Raw genomic sequence first — 3305 nt, 5'->3', positions numbered from 1 at the left:
ACTATCATTAAACCGATGATAACTCCATACCGCTATGCTGATTAGCTCCAATGGGTAACGGTATCTTTTCAGCTTCCTTTCCAACATCAAATCCAATTTTTGATGCCACAGTATAACTTGTCTTTTTTATTTTAGGCATAACCTCTAAAAATGAGTAATTTTTATTCGCAAAATAAGGTCATTAAGGAAAGACGCTATGAGAAACCACTGGCTGAGAATAGCTGGGTAATCAACAAAATGACATCTCCAGGAATGCCTGCAAGCTACAGATCTGCCTAAATTTCAGTGAACACTCCAGTGCATAGGGTTAGGCAAAAAAACCAGTGTAACCGATCATTTCTATTTTCGACAGAACTTACTCAGTTATAGGGTATAACAATTATTCACTATAAATTAACGCTGTCTTAATAAGGGATTTTTATAATGAAAATAAAAAGAAGGTATTAAGTTAGTTTACGAATTTAATATGTTGGAGTTAAAAATGAAAGATAAAAATGAGAAACCAATTTCAACCAGTAAGGAAGAGTTTGAAAAAGCAACTCGGCCAAACGTGTTGGCAACACTAAGTCTGGGTGCTTCATTAATGGGTGCTGCTTTTAAAGCTGGTGCTATCGAGATGTGGTCTTCTTTTAAAAAAGCGGATGTTACAGAAAAAGAAGATGTTTCCTATGAGATACGAAGAGAAGATAGAAAAGCGCTTCATGAACCAAAGCCTCATGTACAAGCTGTCAATATTACTTTAGATAAGAAAGATATTTCACTAAGTGCTGAACAGGCAGAAAACTTCAATACTCAAAATCAGATGGAGGATGAATATCAATACTCTCCTTCGTTTGCAGACAGAGAGCGTTTTTTTACAAAAGATCAAAAAAGAGAAACAGCTATTGCTGAAAGGTTCAATCTCGAAGCAGATGAAGCGCCTAACAAATTTTTTAAGGAAGATTATACAGAAGAAGATGTAGCAATATGTAAAAAAGAACGGGAGGCTGGGAAAGCTGGTTGGCTGTGTCATACAATTTTCAAAGCGGCGAAAAACACAGTCCACATGAATAGATGTGGTATATATTCTGATTTTCAGTTTGGCGATGAACACATAGATATTGCTATAAAAAATTCTACACAATTTGATTTTAATAAGCAATCATGAGTGAACCCTGACGGAGAGTAAGACATGAAGATAATTTGTAGTATTATAGGGATGGGGCCAAGAAGACTCGTCGAGCTTAATGTGAATAAGTCTACATCGATATTAGATGCCAAATTGGCACTTATAAACTATCTTTACCCTAACGTTAAGATAGATAAGGCGGTTGAAACCTTATTAAATACCGAAGTAAAAATATTACATGCGGGTGCTATTAAGAAAAATTTTGATGGTATTCTGCACGAAGACGATATCAATTTAATTATAACAGAGACATTTACAAATAACATTCAATCTTTTGAAAATAATCAGCAATCAGGAGGAATTTCTTCTACTGAAATTTTTTCGTTGCCTCCCTCTCATGAAATATTTATTAAAGAAATACCTATTAAAAAAACAAGTGAGCCTTCCCCTCAGCAAAAAATCATTGAAAACAATATGATACATTATATTTGGATGGGAAACTTATCGACCCATATTAATAAAGTTTGCTGTTCTTTAGGACCTAAAAGTCTAGCGCAACAGTCTTCTGGGGCTAAAATAACTGTTTGGGTCCCCGAGCATTTAATAGGTGACGCAAAAGCATTATTTTCTGATTATCCTAGTATATCAATACAATCAGTGGATGCTATGTTAAAAGGTCCCTTAAAACATCTGAGCAAATCTACCATAGAAGAGATAAAAAATACGTTAGAAATACAAGAAAAAAACGAGCTTTACACCGCTCAAAAAGATCTATTAACGTTTGTTATTCTCGAAGAATTTGGAGGTTATTTTTTTGATTGTACCACGCGCTTCACTGCTAAACCCAACTTACCTCAGGTGGTAGGTGTTAAAGTTGCGATTACTCAGGAGGCAGTAAATTCGTCTACCGAAATGCTACGTAAATATAACTTATCTCCTTGGTCTCAGGTTGATGTATGGGCATTTGCATCTGAGCCAGGACATCCCATAATGAAGAATGCATTAAATGCTTATTTAAAGGATGAGCAACGCGGAACCAACAATGCACTATCGATGGGTTTTATAGGCGAATCTTTAGTACAATACTTTGGTTTATTCCTGAATCAGGAGTCTCTTTGGTTGAAAGAATCAACTCCATTTGGCTGGAGAGTAAATGAATTGACTATGGATAAAATACATATGGGATTGTGGAGAAAAATGAGTGATGGAACTAAAGAAGCATTGTTGGGAAACGCTTATAAAGAGCTTGGATTAAATATTCGAGAAACGTCTCCAGAACTTCAACATCCAGTAAGTGTATCTAATCCTGCTAATTTCTCAGGTACATTATTTCATAACGCAACTGAAAAAAATACGCCCTCAGAAAATGTCGTAGAGAATGGTCCCAAAAAGATACTTTGAACTGTATGACTCTGTTGCAAAAAAAAAGGATACATAGCGCATGTCTATCCGCAAGCAATCAAGTGGATATGAATGAGTTTGGTGCTCTGTGGAAACAAAGCGATTGGCGAGGAATTCAGTATGTTATTGCCGATAAAGGCAATGAGTCATACAACAGAAATAAGAGAACGAGTATTAGCGTATATAGAAGAAGGCGGATTAATAAAAACAGCGTGTAAGTTATTCGGAGTAAGCCGTTCATCGCTCCAGAGATGGAGACTAAGAAAAGCTGTAGTAGGATTATTATTACCCTGGCGTCTAAAAGTTGATTATTCCCATGCGGCATACTTAGTTTCATTTTTCTTAAAAAAATTCATAATTTTAAATTCATTAAATTGTATTTTAGTCAGGTAAAGTCTGATGTTTATGAGTAAGTCATTCACACATCTTACTGGTTTAAATAAGCACGCATTAGCTTTCACATCCTGATTGACCAATTCTTGTGGATTTAGCTCTGGGGAATATGGAGGCAAAAAAAAGTTCTATCTCATTTTTAAATTGCTCAACATACTGCATTACTTTTCTGCTGTGATGCATGCGATGATTATCTACAATCAAAAAAATTTTTTGTTTTACCTGGCGACGTAATCTACCCAAAAATTCTATAAATTTCTTACTGTCGCAATTATTCTCAAAGACCATCCAATTCATAAATCCCTGGGGGCTAATTGGGGTCGTGTGGAAGAACCACCAAAAGTGTTAATTCTGAGTGAAGCCGCCAACTAAGCTGTAATTTAAGCCAAAGATGGAAGTCTAA

The 3305-nt window shown here is 35.6% G+C and carries 4 protein-coding genes; 3 read left to right on the top strand and 1 reads right to left on the bottom strand.

The window, feature by feature from the left end; all coding sequences use genetic code 11:
• Positions 1-481 precede the first annotated feature (481 nt).
• The 3 genes from Lsan_RS10800 to Lsan_RS10790 all read left to right on the top strand — a co-directional run bounded on the left by Lsan_RS10800 (position 482) and on the right by Lsan_RS10790 (position 2902).
• Positions 482-1147 (top strand): hypothetical protein, encoded by a 666-nt coding sequence (locus Lsan_RS10800; RefSeq protein WP_058514409.1) that lies wholly within the window; start codon positions 482-484, stop codon positions 1145-1147.
• Positions 1148-1171: 24 nt separating this feature from the next.
• On the top strand, positions 1172-2509 hold the full coding sequence (locus Lsan_RS10795) for a hypothetical protein (RefSeq protein ID WP_058514408.1): 1338 nt from the start codon (positions 1172-1174) through the stop codon (positions 2507-2509).
• A 72-nt stretch (positions 2510-2581) separates the two neighbouring features.
• Entirely contained in the window at positions 2582-2902 is a 321-nt protein-coding gene (locus Lsan_RS10790; protein ID WP_058514407.1) for an IS630 transposase-related protein, read from the top strand.
• A 57-nt stretch (positions 2903-2959) separates the two neighbouring features.
• Here Lsan_RS10790 and Lsan_RS23545 read toward each other — a convergent pair whose 3' ends face one another.
• Entirely contained in the window at positions 2960-3199 is a 240-nt protein-coding gene (locus tag Lsan_RS23545; RefSeq protein WP_058514406.1) for a transposase, read from the bottom strand.
• Positions 3200-3305 lie beyond the last annotated feature (106 nt).

This window comes from Legionella santicrucis, from assembly GCF_001468135.1.
Lineage (GTDB): Bacteria > Pseudomonadota > Gammaproteobacteria > Legionellales > Legionellaceae > Legionella > Legionella santicrucis.
This window is presented reverse-complemented; position numbering and strand designations above follow the sequence as displayed.